This is a genomic window from Pilosibacter sp. YYHA0881, assembly GCF_051602715.1.
GTDB lineage: Bacteria > Bacillota > Clostridia > Lachnospirales > Lachnospiraceae > Alitiscatomonas > Alitiscatomonas aceti.
Window position 1 is genome coordinate 220,073 of sequence record NZ_CP175657.1, and the last position, 16,352, is coordinate 236,424.

The 16,352-nt window shown below is 54.4% G+C and carries 14 protein-coding genes; 9 read left to right on the plus strand and 5 right to left on the minus strand.

Translation table 11 applies throughout. From position 1 onward, the window contains the following. Window positions 1–34: 34 nt before the first annotated feature. From ACI6NM_RS01085 to ACI6NM_RS01125, 9 genes are all read left to right on the plus strand, one after another. The gene (locus tag ACI6NM_RS01085; protein WP_262427571.1) at window positions 35–2,125 is read left to right on the plus strand and encodes an aminopeptidase; all 2,091 of its coding nucleotides are present in this window, start codon (window positions 35–37) and stop codon (window positions 2,123–2,125) included. A 102-nt stretch (window positions 2,126–2,227) separates the two neighbouring features. After that, window positions 2,228–2,746: a 5-(carboxyamino)imidazole ribonucleotide mutase gene (purE, locus tag ACI6NM_RS01090; RefSeq protein ID WP_022273576.1), complete on the plus strand. Its 519-nt coding sequence runs from the start codon at window positions 2,228–2,230 to the stop codon at window positions 2,744–2,746. 51 nt (window positions 2,747–2,797) lie between these two features. Continuing rightward, window positions 2,798–3,829 carry a phosphoribosylformylglycinamidine cyclo-ligase gene (gene purM / locus ACI6NM_RS01095; RefSeq protein WP_022273575.1) on the plus strand — a complete coding sequence of 344 codons (1,032 nt, stop codon included), beginning with the start codon at window positions 2,798–2,800 and terminating at the stop codon, window positions 3,827–3,829. Then, entirely contained in the window at window positions 3,823–4,416 is a 594-nt protein-coding gene (gene purN, locus ACI6NM_RS01100; RefSeq protein ID WP_022273574.1) for a phosphoribosylglycinamide formyltransferase, read from the plus strand. The genes purM and purN overlap by 7 nt, the downstream gene beginning before the upstream one ends. Before the next feature lie 36 nt (window positions 4,417–4,452). Continuing rightward, a complete protein-coding gene (gene purD, locus ACI6NM_RS01105) occupies window positions 4,453–5,730 on the plus strand; it encodes a phosphoribosylamine--glycine ligase (protein WP_262427572.1) in 1,278 nt (425 codons plus the stop codon). Window positions 5,731–6,204: 474 nt separating this feature from the next. Beyond that, window positions 6,205–7,506, plus strand: coding sequence for an immunoglobulin-like domain-containing protein (locus ACI6NM_RS01110; protein ID WP_262427573.1), 1,302 nt, complete (start codon window positions 6,205–6,207; stop codon window positions 7,504–7,506). A 169-nt stretch (window positions 7,507–7,675) separates the two neighbouring features. Further along, the gene (locus tag ACI6NM_RS01115) at window positions 7,676–8,086 is read left to right on the plus strand and encodes a BlaI/MecI/CopY family transcriptional regulator (RefSeq protein ID WP_158357243.1); all 411 of its coding nucleotides are present in this window, start codon (window positions 7,676–7,678) and stop codon (window positions 8,084–8,086) included. Then, the gene (locus ACI6NM_RS01120; RefSeq protein WP_262427574.1) at window positions 8,083–9,864 is read left to right on the plus strand and encodes a M56 family metallopeptidase; all 1,782 of its coding nucleotides are present in this window, start codon (window positions 8,083–8,085) and stop codon (window positions 9,862–9,864) included. Before ACI6NM_RS01115 ends, ACI6NM_RS01120 begins: the two co-directional genes overlap by 4 nt. 130 nt (window positions 9,865–9,994) lie before the next feature. Then, the gene (locus ACI6NM_RS01125; protein ID WP_262427575.1) at window positions 9,995–10,828 is read left to right on the plus strand and encodes a DegV family protein; all 834 of its coding nucleotides are present in this window, start codon (window positions 9,995–9,997) and stop codon (window positions 10,826–10,828) included. A gap of 103 nt (window positions 10,829–10,931) precedes the next feature. On the opposite strand, the gene ACI6NM_RS01130 is transcribed toward ACI6NM_RS01125, so the two are convergent. The 5 genes from ACI6NM_RS01130 to ACI6NM_RS01150 all read right to left on the minus strand — a co-directional run bounded on the left by ACI6NM_RS01130 (window position 10,932) and on the right by ACI6NM_RS01150 (window position 16,327). Further along, window positions 10,932–11,765: a hypothetical protein gene (locus tag ACI6NM_RS01130; RefSeq protein WP_262427576.1), complete on the minus strand. Its 834-nt coding sequence runs from the start codon at window positions 11,763–11,765 to the stop codon at window positions 10,932–10,934. 63 nt (window positions 11,766–11,828) lie between these two features. Then, window positions 11,829–13,427, minus strand: a complete 1,599-nt coding sequence (locus tag ACI6NM_RS01135; protein ID WP_262427577.1) for an ABC transporter substrate-binding protein — start codon at window positions 13,425–13,427, stop codon at window positions 11,829–11,831. Beyond that, window positions 13,424–14,305, minus strand: a complete 882-nt coding sequence (locus ACI6NM_RS01140) for a carbohydrate ABC transporter permease (protein WP_262427578.1) — start codon at window positions 14,303–14,305, stop codon at window positions 13,424–13,426. The genes ACI6NM_RS01135 and ACI6NM_RS01140 overlap by 4 nt, the downstream gene beginning before the upstream one ends. 12 nt (window positions 14,306–14,317) lie before the next feature. Beyond that, a complete protein-coding gene (locus tag ACI6NM_RS01145) occupies window positions 14,318–15,205 on the minus strand; it encodes a carbohydrate ABC transporter permease (protein WP_262427579.1) in 888 nt (295 codons plus the stop codon). A 21-nt stretch (window positions 15,206–15,226) separates the two neighbouring features. After that, the gene (locus ACI6NM_RS01150; protein ID WP_262427580.1) at window positions 15,227–16,327 is read right to left on the minus strand and encodes an ABC transporter ATP-binding protein; all 1,101 of its coding nucleotides are present in this window, start codon (window positions 16,325–16,327) and stop codon (window positions 15,227–15,229) included. Between the last annotated feature and the right edge of the window lie 25 nt (window positions 16,328–16,352).

The window sequence follows — 16,352 nt, forward strand, 5'->3', positions numbered from 1 at the left end:
CTGGAGCCGGGCAGGGCGGAAAATGGAGGGAAAAATGGAACAGCAGCTGATCAGAGAGCGGTATGAGCTTTCCATGGCGCGGATCCTTAAATTTCAGGAGGAGCAGACGGTAACGGAGCCGTACAGGGATTTCTTTACGGTCATGTCCCGGTTCATCGGGCTCTGCGGCAGGGTCATGGAGGCAGTAGAGGAAGGGACCTTTGGTTCCTGGACCGGAGAGGAGCTTAAGGAGCTCAATGAAAAGCTCTATGAAGATATCCGGGGGGAACGGTATGAGACGAGCTACGGAAACCCGGCCTGGGCGGTGAGCCGGCTGGGAAAGGAGCTGGGGAGGCTGCTCTGCTTCCTGTACGCCGAGATCCGGGGCGATATCGCCTACGCCTTTGAGGGGCGGATGCTGGAAATGGTCATCGGAAACGAGGCCCTGATCGAGATCTATAATCTGTTCGAGGAAGGCGTTCCCACAGAAAGGGAAGTGAAGGACGTCCTGTACTGGTGCGTCAGCGATTACTGCGACGTGACCTTAACATACCGGATCCGGGAATGCCTGGATCCGTCCCTGGACTTTGCAAAGAAGATCATCATGGGAAGCGATCTTTCTGATCTGTCCTACCTGTACCGGTTCGGCGAGTATATTTCAGAGCAGGAGCTCCAGACAGCCGGTTTCCTGAACCGTCTTCCGGAGGAGACCATCCGCTGCATGGCGGATACGTATACCGACGGATATATCCGGGGATTTGCCGTCATGGGCCGCGATCTTTCAAAGAAAAAGACCGTGCTGATCCGTTATCCCCTGGGATTCGAGCGGATGATCCGCCAGGCTGTGAAAAATTTTGAGGCTCATGGGCTTTCTGTGATCTTCATGCGGGCAGCCGTGGACAGCGTCAATAAAAACCCGGCAGGAAGAGCGGGATACACCTCCTCTTCGCCCAATAAGCAGTATGACTATGACCACAGGTATGACAGCGCCGTTTATTATGATAAGGCGTTCCGGGACCGGAAGCTTTCCGTTTTAAAGACTGCCTATGAGCAGTACAAAAAGGAAGCCGCAGAATACGCCGGACCGGCTGTGGTGGAGACCTTTGGAGAGGAAAGCTTTTCTCCGGTCAATAAGGAAGAGGCCTGGTCCTTCACAGAAAAGCAGCAGAGGCTGTTCCTGGAATACAGGAATCTGTCCATGCCGGTGGTGAACCAGTATATCCCGGGTGACGAAACCAGCTTTACGATCATCGCCTTTCCGCTGCCTTCCATCGGACCAGACTTTGAGGAGATCTTTAAGGAGACCATCGACATCAATACCCTGGATTACGTAAAATACCAGAAGATCCAGCAGCACATCATCGATGCCCTGGACCGGGCGGAGTACGTGGAGGTCCTGGGAAATGGAACGAACCGGACGAACCTCCGCATCGATCTGGCGGAGCTTTCCGATCCGGCCTCTCAGACCCGGTTTGAAAACTGCGTGGCTGATGTAAACATCCCTCTGGGAGAGGTGTTTACATCTCCGAGGCTTTCTGGAACGGAAGGGCTCCTGCATGTGGGAAGCGTTTATATCAGCGGCATCCAGTTTGAAGATCTGACCATGGAATTTAAGGAGGGACGGGTGACCTCCGTATCCTGCGGCAACTTCCTGGAGGAGCTTTTGCCCCTGGCCGGAGAGCAGGAAAAAAAGGAAGCCGCCGAGGCAGGAAGAAAGCTGGTGGTCCAGGAGATCATGAACCAGCATGAGACCCTTCCCATGGGAGAATTTGCCATCGGCACCAATACCACGGCTTACGCCATGGCCGAGCGGTTCGGGATCACAGACCGGCTGCCGATCCTGATCGTGGAGAAAATGGGCCCCCATTTTGCTGTGGGAGACACCTGTTACAGCTGGTCTGAGGACAGCCCCATGTATAATCCCGACGGAAAGGAGATGACTGCCAGGGACAACGAGATCTCCATCTTAAGGAAGGAGGATGTTTCCCGGGCATATTTCGGTGTCCATAAGGACATCACCATCCCCTATAAGGAGCTGGGCAGCATCACTGTCGTGGAGCCTGGCGGAACCCGGGTCCCAATCATAAAGGACGGCCGTTTTGTGCTCCCTGGAACAGAAGAGTTGAACCAGGCACTTGACAGGTAAATAAAAAGCTAGTATTATGATTCATAAGAAGAATGATTCATCTTACTAGCTTTTATTAGAATTACTTATTAATAATCATCTACCTATGAAGGAGTGTTGACAATGGCAAAAGTAAGCATTGTAATGGGAAGCGATTCGGATATGCCGGTAATGGCCCAGGCCGCAGACTTCCTGGAAGAGATGGGGATCGATTTTGAAATGACCATAATTTCCGCCCATAGGGAGCCGGATATTTTCTTTGACTATGCAAAGACCGCCGAGGAGCGGGGAGTAAAGGTGATCATCGCCGGAGCCGGGAAGGCAGCCCATTTACCGGGCATGTGTGCAGCCCTGTTCCCCATGCCGGTCATCGGCATCCCCATGAAAACGTCTGATCTGGGCGGCGTGGACTCCCTTTATTCCATTGTCCAGATGCCCTCCGGCATCCCGGTGGCCACGGTTGCCATCAACGGAGGAAAGAACGCAGGGATCCTGGCAGCGAAGATCCTGGCTGCCTCTGATCCGGAGCTCCTTTCCCGGTTAAAGGCATACTCTGAAAAGATGAAAAACGAAGTCGTAGGAAAAGCGGAGAAGTTAGACAAGACCGGATACAAAGAGTATCTGGCGTCCATGAAGAAATAAGGCGCACAAAACGGAAACACAAACGAAAACCCTGGATTTTAGGAGGAAAGTATGGATTACAAGAAAGCCGGAGTAGATATTGAAGCTGGTTATAAGTCTGTGGAATTAATGAAGGCGCATGTGAAGAAGACCATGCGTGAAGAGGTTTTAGGCGGTCTCGGAGGCTTTTCCGGCGCCTTTTCCCTGGCGAAGATCAAAGAGATGGAGGAGCCTGTGCTGCTTTCCGGTACCGACGGCTGCGGAACAAAGGTGAAGCTTTCCATGATCATGGATAAGCACGATACCATCGGTATCGACGCCGTTGCCATGTGCGTCAACGACATTGCCTGTGCAGGCGGAGAGCCCTTATTCTTCCTGGATTATATTGCATGCGGCAAGAACTATCCGGAAAAAATTGCGGATATCGTTAAGGGCGTGGCCGAGGGCTGCCTCCAGTCGGAAGCTGCTCTGATCGGCGGAGAGACTGCGGAGCATCCGGGTCTCATGGCAGAGGACGAGTACGATCTGGCCGGTTTTGCTGTGGGTGTCTGCGATAAGAAGGAAATGATCACAGGCGAGAACCTGGCTGCCGGAGACGTTCTCATCGGCATGGCCTCCACCGGCGTTCATTCCAACGGCTTCTCTCTGGTGAGAAAGGTGTTTGAGAAGGAAATGGACCGCGAGGGCCTGGATACATATTACGATGAGCTGGGAAAGACCCTGGGTGAGACACTGCTGGCTCCCACCAGGATCTATGTAAAAGCATTAAAGAATGTGAAAAATGCCGGCGTGACTGTAAAGGCGTGCAGCCACATCACAGGCGGCGGATTTTATGAGAACGTTCCCCGTATGTTAAAGGACGGCGTTCATGCTGTGATCAGAAAGGACAGCTATCCTGTACCGCCTATTTTCGGAATGATGCAGAAAAAGGGCCAGATCGAGGAGCAGATGATGTACAATACCTTTAATATGGGGATCGGCATGATCGTTGCCGTGGATCCGGCTGACGCTGAAAAGGCCATGGAGGCCATGCGGGCAGCAGGCGATACGCCGTATATCATCGGTTCCATTGAGGCAGGCGAAAAGGGAGTGACCTTATGCTAAGAGTCGGGGTGCTGGTTTCCGGAGGAGGGACCAATCTCCAGGCCATCCTGGATGCCATGGACCAGGGAAAGATCACCAATGCAGAGGTTGCGGCTGTCATCAGCAATAACCCGGGTGCATACGCCCTGGAGCGGGCCAGGAACCATGGGATCCCGGCAGAGTGCATCTCACCGAAGGATTTTCCGGACCGGGCTTCCTTTAACGAGGCCCTGGTGGCAAAGGTGGATTCCTATGACCTGGACCTGGTGGTTCTGGCAGGCTTCCTGGTAAAGATCCCGGAGGCCATGATCGCAAAGTACAGGAATAAGATCATCAATATCCATCCGTCCCTGATCCCGTCCTTCTGCGGCGTGGGCTATTATGGGTTAAAGGTCCATGAGGCTGCCCTGGCCAGGGGCGTGAAGCTCACAGGAGCTACCGTCCATTTCGTGGACGAGGGCATGGATTCCGGCCCCATCCTTTTACAGAAGGCAGTGGAGGTAAAGCCTGGGGATACGCCGGAGCTTTTGCAGCGGCGGGTCATGGAGGAGGCCGAGTGGGTGATCCTCCCAAGAGCCATTGATATGATCGCCAACGGACAGATATAGAAAGATCGCAGCCCTTGTTTACAGGAGGAGAGGAAAATGAAAGTTCTGATCGTAGGAAGCGGCGGAAGAGAGCATGCCATTGCCTGGAAGACGGCCCAGAGCCGCCGGGTGGATAAGATCTACTGCGCACCGGGAAACGCCGGGATCTCCCAGGTGGCGGAGTGCGTGGATATCAAGCCCATGGAGTTTGAAAAGCTGGTGGCCTTTGCCAAAGAAAAGGAGATCGATCTGACGGTGATCGGCATGGACGATCCCCTGGTGGGCGGTATCGTGGACGCCTTCCAGGAGGCTGGACTGCGGGTATTCGGCCCCAACAAGGCAGCGGCCATTCTGGAGGGCTCCAAGGCGTTCTCCAAAAACCTCATGAAAAAATACGGGATCCCTACGGCGGCTTATGAGACCTTTACGGATCCAGAGGCGGCGCTGGCATACCTGGAGACAGCAAAAATGCCCATTGTATTAAAGGCCGACGGGCTGGCCCTGGGAAAGGGCGTGCTGATCTGCCAGGACCTTTCTGAGGCCAGGGCCGGAGTCCGTGAGCTGATGATGGATAAAAAGTTCGGCTCTGCGGGAAACGAGATCGTAGTCGAAGAATTCATGACAGGCCGGGAGGTTTCCGTCCTTTCCTTTGTGGATGGAAATACGGTGAAGATCATGAGCTCTGCCCAGGACCACAAGCGGGCCAGGGACGGAGACCAGGGATTAAACACCGGCGGTATGGGAAACTATTCCCCCAGCCCCTTCTATACGAAGGAAGTGGATGCCTACTGTCAGGAGCATATTTACCAGCCTACGGTGGACGCCATGAAGGCCGAAGGCCGTCCCTTTAAGGGCGTGATCTTCTTCGGTCTGATGCTGACGGAAAACGGCCCCAAGGTACTGGAATACAATGCCCGCTTCGGAGATCCGGAGGCCCAGGTGGTGCTGCCCAGACTGGAAAACGACATTGTGGATATATTTGAGGCCTGCATTGACGGGACCCTGGACCAGATCGATCTGAAATTCGATAACGACCGGGCCACCGTCTGCGTGATCCTGGCCTCCGACGGATATCCCGTTTCTTATGAGAAGGGATTTGTGATCGACGGCCTGGAGAAGTTCAGGGACAAAGAGGATTACTATGTATTCCACTCCGGTACGAAGTTCAACGGCCAGGGCCAGATCGTCACCAACGGCGGCCGGGTACTGGGCGTGACTGCCAACGGAGCCACTGTGAAGGAAGCCAGAGAAAACGCATATAAGGCAGTGAAGGAGATCTCCTTTGCCAACAAATATTACAGGACGGACATCGCCAGGGCGGTGGACGAGGCGTAGGAATATTGGAAAGACCACGGACAGCCGGGAAAAACTGGCTGACCGTGGTTTTCTTTTTTCTGCTGTAAAAAAACAATGTGCCGTGACAGGGGTGAAGAATGGGAAAACAAGCTGCAAATTTTTTATTTTTCATTATATTGTAAGGATAAATAAAGGCTTTGGAAGAGATTTTGTGATATACTACAAATATACAGAAAATTCTGCGTTTTTGTCTGGATGCAGGATAAGGCATCCAACACTTACGATTTTACCGTTATCAATGTTCTGGCATATAGGATCATCATGCCTGCCTTTGCTGTGCTGGCATATCATTACATTGCAGAGTTTCTGATGTCCCGGTCTTAAAATGGCGGAGGTGCGGTCTATGAAAAAAGCCAGAACATGGATCAGGATGGAACTGGTTTTATGAAAGGATCGCAGAACCGCAGGGGAAACCATTAAAGGCCTCTGATTAAAAAGAAAGGCGGCGATATTGTGATAAAAAGGATGTTTATGTTTTTTGGACTTTCCTGTCTGCTTCTGTCAGGATGTCGGACTCCTGCCAGGACAGCATCAGAACCAGATACCTCTGCTTCCACCGGATATGCTTCTGAAGAGGTACAGCGGATCTCTGTTTTTTATGATGGATCCCTGTACCTGTACAATGCCACTGGCTTTGATCTTCCCAGGGAGGACGGCTGGCAGTTTTTGGGGAATGTAGCTTCCGTCAATAATCTGGAATGGCCTGCGGAGGATTTCTGCGGCACCCATCTGAATCCGGGGCAGGAAATTTATTATGATCCGGAAGAACCGAAAAAATTGTATGTAAAATATGACAGGGGCTTTGCGCTCTTTGAGGCAGAAGAAAATGCTGAGACAGAAAACACCGGAACTCTGGGAACCGGGGTGTCTGAACACCAGGGAACAGAAAATCCCAGCGCCGGGGAATCCGAGGATGATGGCGCCGGGAAGACGATCCAGGCAGAGTCAGAGGCTGGTCTCCTCCCGGGAGTGACCATGGAGATCATGGACGTTACAGAAACAGGGATCACAGTTTCCCTGGTGAACCACACGGAGCTCAATATGGAATTTGGGGAGGAATACAGTCTGGAGGTCTGGAACGGCACAGGCTGGGAGGCGGTTCCATATGAAGATGGCCAGTGGGCCTTTCACAGTATTGCCTATTCCATGCCGGAAAACCAGCCGGTGGAGTGGAAGGCAGACTGGGAAGCGCTTTACGGAACATTGGAACCGGGGCAGTACCGGCTGGTGAAGCCGGTCATGGATTTCCGGGGGCCAGGGGACTTCACAGAGTACGGACTGACGGCAGAATTTGAGCTTCCGGTCCAGGCGTTACAGGAGCCGCCGGTCCTGAGGCTCCAGGATTCTCTTTCCTCCACCCTGGCGGAGCTTCAGCTGGAGCCGGAAAATTATACATGGCACTGTAAACGCGGAGCCGGCGGAGAAATGCAGGGGATCACAGCCTGCGGAGCCGCTTCCACGGAGGCGTTTCCACAGCAGGATCCGCTGGAGCTTACGCAGTACCAGGGAATGGAAGGCGTTTTATATACAGTATCCTGTACAGTGGTTCCCGACTGGATGAATATAAAAGAATACTCCAGGGCCGACATGGGAAAAGCGGATGCAGAGCCTGTTTCGGAAACAATCCTGGAAGCTGGGGAGCTGCTGGAGCTCAAGCCCGACCGGATGTATGAGATCCTGGCAGAGTGGGACAGCGGCCGGGGAGATGCCAGGGGCTTTTATGGAGAGGCATGTTATCTGGTGGTCACAGAATAGGGGAGCCTGGAGGCTGCTGCAAAAAGCGGGTCATGAACCTGCCCCTTGCAGCAGCCTTTTTTCGTTCATAAAACTGTAAGATTTCCCTTCTTGCACAAATAGGTCTATTGTGATAGACTAAAAACACAAGAAAGGACTATTATAATAGACCATAGCAAGGAGGGAATATATGACAGATCTGAAATTGTATGAAAGCGAATACCGGTTTATGGATCTGATCTGGGAGGCGGAGCCGGTGCGGTCCACGGAGCTGGCGAAAATGGCCAGAGAGCGGCTGGAGTGGAAAAAATCCACCTGCTATACGGTTTTAAAGAAGCTGGAGGCCAAGGGCTTTGTAAAGAACGAGGATGCCACGGTCACGTCCTTGATTGGCCGGGAGCAGGTACAGAGGGCCGAGAGCAGCCAGCTGATCGAAAGGAGCTTCGGCGGTTCTCTTCCGGCCTTTCTCAATGCGTTCCTCAGCGGACGCAGGCTGACGGCTGAGGAGGCCAGGGAGCTGCACCGGCTTATCGAGGAAGCCGTTCCCGGGGACGGCGCGTCTGAGGAGGAGCATAGGGAAGAGAAGGGAGGGAGCGTATGAGCCTGTTTGACGTAGGCACGATGACGGAGCTTTTAAACAGAAGCCTGACGGGAGGGGGTGTGATCCTGGCCGTTCTGGCGCTGCGCCTTATGATGAGGCGGTTCCCAAGAAAATATGTGTGCATTTTGTGGCTGGCTGCCTTTGGAAGGCTGCTGTTTTCCATTCCGGTCCCGGCGGCTTCCAGTCTGTTTCCGGCGGCGGAACCGCTCCAACAGGCCGCTGTGGAGGTGGATGGAAGGCCCGGCACGGGCACGGTCCTCCAGCTGTCCACAGGACTGAAGCCGGTGGATTCGGCTGTCAATGAACTTCTCTGGCAGCTTCTGGAGCCTTCTCCAGCGACGTCTGCGGATCCGGTGCAGATCTATGCCTTCGCGTTCCAGTGGCTGTGGCTGGGCGGAATGGCAGTCCTTCTTCTGACAGGGCTTTTCCGGTATGGGCTGCTGAAGCGGCGGATCTCTGATGCAGTCCCGGCGGAGGAGACCCAGTGTACAGTGAGGGGGAAACGGCTGGAACGCGTATATATCACAGACCGGATCCAGATGCCCATGGTGCTGGGGATCTGGAAGCCCAGGATCCTCCTTCCGTCTGCCTGCTCCGGTGAAGGGCGGAAAGAGGAAAGGGAGCTGATCCTGGCCCACGAACAGGCCCACAGGCTCCGGTACGACCATGTGACAAAGGTATTTGTTTTTGGAGTCCTGGTCATCCACTGGTTCAATCCATTGGCATGGGCTGCCTTCCTCCTGTACTGCCGGGATGTGGAGATGGCCTGTGACGAGAAGGTGATGGAATGGCTGGGAGAGGAAAGCCGGAAGCCCTATTCCCTGGCCCTGCTCCGGTTTGAGGAGGAGAGGAGCGTCCTGCTTATTCCCCTGGCCTTTGGGGAAAGCAGCGCCAGGGAACGGATCCGGCATATTTTAAATTACAGGAAGCCGGGCTCCTGGATGACCGCCCTGGCTCTGCTCCTGGCGGCCCTGGCAGCGGGATTCTTTCTCATGGCTCCGGACGGGAAGGCCCAGGACGCTGTCAGCATCATCGGGGGAGCGGACGGCCCCACCTCGATCTTCCTGGCAGGAAAGACAGGAGACGGGCAGACCGCAGAGTCCTTCAGCATCATCGGGGGAGCGGACGGTCCCACCTCCATTTTCCTGGCGGGAAAGGTTGGGGAAGGAGATGGGGAGGAGAAAGCTCCGGCGGCAGTCCTGGACCTGGAGAAGGCGAAAAAAGAGCCCTATGGTGCAGCGGCGGAGCTGGACTGGGTCAGCGGCGGAAAGATCTCTCTCCACGGCAGCTTCGGGTACCTGTCCTTCCTTCTGAAGGCCAATGGGAAATCCGAGCTGGTCGCGGCCTTTACCCTGGAGGAGGCAGGCCCCATCGTCGTCCAGGGCGACCGGTATACAGAGGTCGTGGGAGGACGCGATTCGGCTCTTGTGGTGACGGAGCCATATAAGGAGGGCGGAGACAGCCGGATCTTCTGGTATCTGGAGGAGGGCGGGACCGTGGAGCCTCTTCCGGAAGATATGACGAACCTGTTTCTGGAGCAAAGTGGCTCCGGCGTATTCCGGGATGCCCCTCTGGCAGAGGAGTACCGGCAGCAGGTGGAGGAAAAAATAGCGGAGATCCCGGGAAATCATCTGGTATACGGCCCGGTGGAGATCCCGGAAACGGACAGCATCATCTGCGGCTTTCTGGCAGCGGACGGACCGGACCTGGAGGATCTCTGGTATGGGATCTGGTATGAGATGGATGGCCGGATCGAGAAATACGTTCTGTTTCCGTAAGATCTGCGCACGGCTGGATTGATACAAATTTATAAAGATTTTAGAACCAAGATATTGACAAATCACGACATATATTGCAAACTATAAAAAGTGGTTTTGAAAACCACATCAAAAAGCGGAGGGTTTTGTCGTGGTACAGATAGTGACGGATTCTTCTGTGCTCTATACAGAAGAAGAGGCGAAGGCGGCCGGATTTGACGTGGTCCCCCTGTGTGTCAGCGTGGGAGATATGGATGGCCGGGATTTACAGATCAATATGGAAGAGTTCTACGGGCGTATTGGAAAAGGAGAGATCCCCAGGTCCTCCCAGCCTCCCATCGGGGATGTTGTGGAGGTCTATGAGAAATACCAGGATGCGGATGTTTTGAATATCTGTGTCGCCGACGGTCTTTCGGGGACGTATCATGGCGCTTTAAGCGCCAGGGATATGGTGGAAAACCGGGACCGGATCACCGTGTTCAACAGCCGGACCCTTTGCGGCCCCCACAGGTATATGGTGGAAAAGGCCCAGAAGATGAAGGAGGAGGGGAAGGGGATCCCCGAGATCCTGGAATGGTTAAAGAGTGCGGCGGAAAAGACGGAATCTTTTCTGATCCCCCAGGACTTTGGATTTTTAAAGCGCGGAGGGAGGCTGACGCCTGTGGCGGCGGCCCTGGGTTCAGTCCTTAAGCTGAAGCCGGTGATGCGGCTGACGGAGGACGGCACCCGTCTGGATAAATTTTTTGTGAAGCGTACCATGTCAGCGGCTGTGTCCGGGATCATGGACCATATGAAGAAAAAAGGGATCGATGGGCGGTATCTCCTTTATATCGTCCATGCGGCGGCTCCCAAAGAAGCCGGAGCCATCCGTGAGATGATCGAAGCAGAATTTAAGGGGATCCAGATCCAGATGATGGACCTAAGCCCTGTATTCGTGGCCCAGGGCGGCCCCGGGTGCGTGGCCATCCAGTATATCGAACGATAGGAATAAAAAGGACCGGTACCTTCCGGGGCATGAGGCTGCCCGGGAGCGTACCGGTCTTTTTTGGGTTCCTGGCAAAAGGGAGGGGACTGGCCCCGACCGCTTTTTATTCTGCAACGGTCACAGAAGTGATGTGCGGGTTTACGCCCTCATACCAGTAAAGGAAGCCCTCGGCGTCGATGGTCTGGCCGATCTCCAGGGCCTTTACAGCGGCATATACATCAGAGGAAGCGTCGCAGAGGTAGGACTCCACAACGAAGGAATAGGTCTGGCCGTTATAGGAAACGTTAAAGTAAAGATCGTCGCCTTCAGAGCCGCTTCCATCCCAGTTGTAAAGGAAAGCGACGTCATTGCCGTCCGCATCCTTTCCTGCGGGCTCCACAGTCAGTCCCTTAAAGGTGGCCAGCTGGTTCTGGTGGTCGATGAGCTCGTCCTTGCCCAGAAGCTCTGTGGCGTCAAAGGGCTCAGCGATGAATTCACCGTCCACAAATTCGAAGGTGGCATCAATGATCTCCACCTCGCCGGACCACTCGGTCTTATAGCCGGTTACCTGGATCGTTGCGCCGGGAACTAATTTTTCATAGTCCTCTTCGGAGCAGGCCATGTTATAAAGGAAGTATGCGCCGTCCTCATCCTGGGCGTAAACGGTGGCCTTGTCCTCCCACCAGGACTGCTTTGCCTGTACGGAAGCCTCGATGACAACCTTGGAATCCAGCTCGGCGGCCATGTACTCCTCATAGGTCATGACAGAAACCTCTCCGGCCTCAGCGGCAGACGTTTCGGCAGCGGAGGTTTCAGCGGCAGATGTCTCAGCAGCAGAAGTCTCGGCGGCTGTGGTCTCAGCCTCGCTGGCGGCTGTGGTTTCGGTGCTGTTTCCAGAACAGCCGGTCATGGCCATAGCCATGGAAAGTGCGATTGCGGTTACTGTGATTTTTTTCATAATCAGCTCTCCTTTTAATACAATATTTCCCAACCACCTATTATAGCTGAAAAAACGGGAAAATCAATGATTTTGTGTTCTCTTTTTCAAGATATCCCGGAAGGCCCAGAGAAGGATCAGTACCCAGGAAAGTATAAGACCGCCCACGAGGACCCTGGCGGTCCAGGGAAGAGGACCCAGATCGGTCTTTCCAGAGGTCTGGGCCTTCACCTCATCCAAATGGTAAAGGCTGGCCACATCGTCAAAAAGATGGTCCATGTAGGCATCGTCCACGGTCTCCTTCCGCCGGACAGATTTGGTCACGCTTTCGATGAGCTGACCCGCTGCGTCCCGGAGAGAGGCAGAGCCGTTGAACACAGGAGTTACAAAGGTATTTCCGGTGTTGGAAAGGAGCAGCATGGATGCCTGGATCTTTATTTTATAAAAATCATCGTCATCCTCCCCGGCCCTGGAAAGATAGTCCTGGTATTCCGCTGAATCCTGGGCCATGGAGGTCACAGGAACGTACCCCTCGGTCCGGGCGTAGGCGGTCTGGACCTGGTTGGTCAGCAGATACTGGGTAAAGAGCCAGGAAGCCATCACCTCTCCCGGATCCTCTTTATTGAAGATGCATACAGACGGTCCCTGGGAGATCATCTGCGGGTGCTCCGGATCAAACTGGGGAATGGGCATGATCTCTGTTTCAAAATCCACCCGGGCATCCTCAGCGATATCAGAAAGGGGAGCCCCGGCGCCCATCCAGGTGGCTCCTGCTGTGGAATCGATGGCGAAAACGCACTGACCGGCATTCAGAAAGTTGGCCGGATAGCTGGAGATCTTAAAGGTGGAAAAGGCCCCGGTCCCAGCATGGCCGGCGATGGAAGAAAGGAGCTCCCTGGTGGTATCGTTAAAGAGCTGGATCTCCCCCGACGGTGTGGAATAGCCTGCGCCCTTCTGTCTCAGCATCTGGATCATCATGTTGTCCGTGGATTTATAGATGAAGGGGATCATCACCTTCTGTCCGTTGATCTTATAGACTCCGTTTTCATCCTTTTTGGCAGCCGCCTCGGATACCTCCCAGATAAAATCCCAGGTGAGGGTCTCCGGCAGGGTGTAGCCCAGCTTTTCCACATAGGTCTTATTGATATAGCAGGCCTCGGTGGATCGCATGAAGGGCATGGCGTAGGTGCGCCCGTTTACGGTACACTCCTTTAAAAATTCCGGGATCAGATCCTCCTTTCCAGGACCGTCAAATTTCAGACGGCTGCCTCCCAGCCCGAATTCCGGATCTTCAGAAAGAGCGTCCAGGGGGACCACCACGTTGTCTCCGGTGAGATAGGTGGCGATGTGGTCGGGATAGGTGATGCAGACGTTGGGTGTGGTCCCGGTGGAGATATTGGTGATCACGTCGTTGTAGATCTTTCCATAGTCTGTATACAGCCGCAGGTTTACCGTGATATTGGGATACAGGGCCTGGAAATCCTCAATGGCCTTTTTGTAAATGTCCGTCTGACGCTTGTTGGTGTCATTTTTGGCCCAGAAGGTGATCTCATATGTTTTTGTTTCATCAAAGGTCTCCGGCGGCTGGAAGGCCTCCGTTTCCCTGGAGCCGTGGCAGCCGGCCAGGAAAACGGAACAGGCCGCGCCCAGAAAAAGGGGAAAAAGCCGTTTCCATCGGATCATCCTTTCATTCCTCCTCTCGATACGCCTTCCATGATCTTTTTACGGAATACAAGGAACAGTGCAATGAGCGGCACTGAGATCACCACCACGGCCGCCATCATGGCCGGGATATTCTCGCGGCCAAAGCCGTTCTCACGGATCTCCTGGATCCCGTTGGATACCAGGAAAAGGTCCGGGTTATCGGTGACCAGCCGGGGCCATACATAAGAGTTCCAGCATTCAATGATCTTTAAAATGATAATGGTGACGATGGTAGGGCGGCAGATGGGGATCAGGACCTTCCACAGATATTTAAAATCGGAGGTTCCGTCCACCCGGGCCGCCTTGTATAATTCGTCCGGCACCTGCTCAAAGTTTTCCTTCAGCAGATAAATATAAAAGACGGACGTTACCGACGGCAGGATCAGACCGGCGAAGGTGTTTCTGAGGTCCAGGCCGGTGATGGTGGCGAAGTTGGTGATGACCACCAGCTCATTGGGGATCATCATTAAGGAAAGAAACAGTAAAAATACCAGATTCTTTCCCTTAAATTCCAGCCTGGCAAAGGCGTAGGCCGCCAGGATGCTGACCGCCGCCATGATGGCCGTGGTGAGCACTGTGAATACCAGGGTATTCAGAAGATACCGGCCCAGAGGGACTGCGGTAAAAGCTGCTTTATAGTTTTCCAAGGTGGGTGACAGGGTAAAGAGCGCCGGTATGCGCTCCGCGTTGTAGGAGCCGTAGCTTTTTACTGAGGTTAAGAGCATCCAGTAAAAGGGAAACAGCACCATAAGGGCCCATAAGGCCAGGGCCATATAGGTGAGCGCTTTTCTGACAAGAGCCCGCCTGCGTTCTGTCTGCCGGATCCGTTCAAGATCCGTCTGATTTGGATGATTCATATTGACCTCCTGTTACTGGTTCTGCCTGCGGCTCACCAGGAGATTCACACAGGTGATGGTGAGCACGATGGCAAAAAGGATGATGGCAGCCGCTGAGGCGTAGGACGGATAACCGCCGGAGGCCCCGTACAGCATATCGTAAACGTACCCGACAATGGTGTTCATTCCGGCAGCGTTCAGATCGGTGCCGAACAGAGCCACAGCATCGCTGTACGCCTTAAAGGCCCCGATGAAGCCGGTGATCACCAGATACACGATCATGGGAGAGATCATGGGCAGGGTGATCCTGGTAAAGGTCCTGAACCGGGAGGTCCCGTCCACCCGGGCCGCTTTATAATAGTCCGGATTCACCGAAGCCAGGGCGCTGGTGAGGATCAGGATCTTAAAGGGCAGAACCACCCAGACCGTATAAAAACAGAGTACGGTCATTTTAGCCCAGTAGGGGCCGTCGATGAAATCCACGGACGGGCCGCCGAACCACTGGATCATCAGATTAACAAGGCCGTCGGTGTATTCCGTTTTCTGGAACAGGATCATGAACACCAGGCCTACGGCCAGGGTGTTGGTCACATAGGGCAGAAAATAAATGGTCTGGAACAGGTCTCTTAAGGGCTTTATGGAGCTTAAGCCCAGGGAGATGAGGAGCGCCAGGCCTGTGGACACAGGAACCGTGATGACCACCAGGAGGAGGGTGTTTTTCACCGCCTGGAGAAAATACGGGTCGTGGAGCACATAGGAATAGTTGTAGGTTCCCACGCCGAAATACGTCTGGGAAGCAAAGTTATAGCCCTCCTCCAGGGAATAGACGAAAACGTCTATGAGCGGATATACCATAAAGCAGCCGAGAAACAGGATGGCCGGAAGCAGGTACAGCCAGGGCTTTAGATCTGAATGTTTCATATAAGGAAGTCCCCCTGTGTTTTATGAGATGGAAAATGGGATCCGCGCTCCGGTCTCCCTGTGGAACAGGAACACCTTGGACGGCTTTAAGGAAAAATGCACGGATCCGGCGTCCCGGTCCACGGGCGTTTCTGCAGTGATGATGGAGCGGACCGAGAAATTTTCGGAACAGGGATGGGCAGAGATCACGCTCACGTCCCGGCCCATGACCTCCACCCGGCTTAAGCTGGCGGCAAAGGGGCCGTTTTCGGTGAGGATGAAGCCCTCGGGACGGATCCCCACGGTCACTGGCTGGTCCGGAACGCCCCTCACAGAAAGGACTGGCTGGTCACCAAGCCACAGCGTCTCCTTCTGCACCTCTCCCTTAAACACATTGATGGGCGGGTTCCCCAGGAATTTTGCCACAAACAGGCTGGCCGGATCGTCGTACACCTCCTGGGGGCGGCCCATCTGCATGAAGATCCCGTCCTTCATGACCACGATCTGGTCGGAGATGCTCATGGCCTCCTCCTGGTCGTGGGTGACGAAAACGGTGGTGACTCTGGTCTCCTGCTGGATCTTCCGGATCTCCTCCCGGGTCTGGAGCCGCAGGCGGGCGTCCAGGTTAGACAGAGGCTCGTCTAAGAGGAGCACGTTGGGCGTTTTCACCAGGGCCCTGGCGATGGCTACCCGCTGCTGCTGGCCGCCGGAAAGCTCACGGGGCTTCCGGTCCATGAGCCCCTGGATCTGTACCAGTCCAGCGGCTTTTTCTGCCTGCCGGTTCATTTCTTCTTTGGACAGCTTCTGCTTTCCTTTGAGGTTTTCCAGAGGGAACAGGATGTTCTGGCGCACAGTCAGATGGGGATACAGGGCGTAATTCTGGAACACCATGCCAACACCTCTGAGCTCCGGGGGCATATCCGTCACATCGGTGTCCCCGAAATAGATCTTCCCCTCTGTGGGAGCTTCCAGGCCGCAGAGCAGGTTTAAGGCCGTGCTTTTTCCGCAGCCGGACGGCCCCAGAAGGCCGATGAGGGAGCCGTCGGGGATCTCAAAGGTGAAATCACGGACGGCTGTCACCTCTTCCCCCTTCTTCCCGCGGGCCGGAAATTTTTTTGTGAGATGCTCTAATACAATTTTCATGGGATCGTATCTCCTGACGTAATAT

Excerpts from the sequence above, each read along its gene's own strand:
- ACI6NM_RS01085 (WP_262427571.1), top strand. The coding sequence starts at position 35 with ATGGAACAGCAGCTGATCAGAGAGCGGTATGAGCTTTCCATGGCGCGG.
- purE (WP_022273576.1), top strand. The coding sequence starts at position 2,228 with ATGGCAAAAGTAAGCATTGTAATGGGAAGCGATTCGGATATGCCGGTA.
- purM (WP_022273575.1), top strand. The coding sequence starts at position 2,798 with ATGGATTACAAGAAAGCCGGAGTAGATATTGAAGCTGGTTATAAGTCT.
- purN (WP_022273574.1), top strand. The coding sequence starts at position 3,823 with ATGCTAAGAGTCGGGGTGCTGGTTTCCGGAGGAGGGACCAATCTCCAG.
- purD (WP_262427572.1), top strand. The coding sequence starts at position 4,453 with ATGAAAGTTCTGATCGTAGGAAGCGGCGGAAGAGAGCATGCCATTGCC.
- ACI6NM_RS01115 (WP_158357243.1), top strand. The coding sequence starts at position 7,676 with ATGACAGATCTGAAATTGTATGAAAGCGAATACCGGTTTATGGATCTG.
- ACI6NM_RS01120 (WP_262427574.1), top strand. The coding sequence starts at position 8,083 with ATGAGCCTGTTTGACGTAGGCACGATGACGGAGCTTTTAAACAGAAGC.
- ACI6NM_RS01130 (WP_262427576.1), bottom strand. The coding sequence starts at position 11,765 with ATGAAAAAAATCACAGTAACCGCAATCGCACTTTCCATGGCTATGGCC.
- ACI6NM_RS01135 (WP_262427577.1), bottom strand. The coding sequence starts at position 13,427 with ATGATCCGATGGAAACGGCTTTTTCCCCTTTTTCTGGGCGCGGCCTGT.
- ACI6NM_RS01140 (WP_262427578.1), bottom strand. The coding sequence starts at position 14,305 with ATGAATCATCCAAATCAGACGGATCTTGAACGGATCCGGCAGACAGAA.
- ACI6NM_RS01145 (WP_262427579.1), bottom strand. The coding sequence starts at position 15,205 with ATGAAACATTCAGATCTAAAGCCCTGGCTGTACCTGCTTCCGGCCATC.
- ACI6NM_RS01150 (WP_262427580.1), bottom strand. The coding sequence starts at position 16,327 with ATGAAAATTGTATTAGAGCATCTCACAAAAAAATTTCCGGCCCGCGGG.